Annotated in this window: 1 protein-coding gene; it reads right to left on the bottom strand. The window is 64.0% G+C overall.

Going from position 1 to position 808, the window contains the following annotated elements; translation table 11 throughout:
* A partial coding sequence (locus EJC47_RS20860; protein WP_260591705.1) for a DNA translocase FtsK occupies positions 1 to 808 on the bottom strand: 808 nt, incomplete at both ends.

The following is an 808-nucleotide window of genomic DNA, read 5'->3' as shown; positions in this document are numbered from 1 at the left end:
TAATCGAGCGTTTCCTCTTCATAGATCGGCGCGCCGGTGACGGGTTCATAGCCGGTCTGCACCTTGCGCCCGAGCGGCTGGCCCTTGGCCTTGGCCGCGCGCACCTTGTCGTTGAAGCTGGCCAGGCTGCGCACGCCGAGCGAGGACATTTGCCGATAGCGGTCCTCCATCTGCTCGACCGTCCATTTGAGCGCGCGCACCGCCTTGGCCGGGTCGGTCACGACGGGTGCGTAGAGGTGCGGAATGTCCTCATACATGCTCAGTTCGAGCATCTTGGGATCGATCATGATCATCCGGCACTCTTCCGGCTTGAGCCGATAGAGCAGCGACAGGATCATGCAGTTGAGCCCGACCGACTTGCCCGAACCCGTCGTACCCGCAACGAGCAAATGCGGCATCGGGGCGAGATCGGCGATGACGGGATCGCCCGCGATATTCTTGCCCAGCACCAGCGACAGCGCGCCCGGCTGATCGTCGAGCGAATCGATGAGTTCGCGCAGGCCCACCGTCTCGCGCCGCGCATTGGGCAACTCGATACCGATTACGGTGCGCCCGGGAATGGTGGCCACGCGTGCCGACACCGCCGACATGTTGCGCGCGATGTCGTCGGCGAGCTGAATGACGCGGCTCGCCTTGATGCCGGCCGCCGGTTCCAGTTCGTACATCGTCACCACTGGGCCCGGTCGCACATTGATGATCGACCCCTTGACGTGGAAATCGCTCAGCACCGTCTCCAGCAATCGCGCATTGCGGTCGAGCGCAACCTTGTCGATCGGGCCACCGACCGAGGGTGGAGTCGGCTTGAGCA

The organism is Sphingomonas sp. TF3 (assembly GCF_003985085.1).
In the GTDB taxonomy this organism is placed as follows: Bacteria; Pseudomonadota; Alphaproteobacteria; order Sphingomonadales; family Sphingomonadaceae; genus Sphingomonas.
Note: the sequence above shows the minus strand (reverse complement) of the source record. Positions and strands in the feature narration are given on the sequence as shown.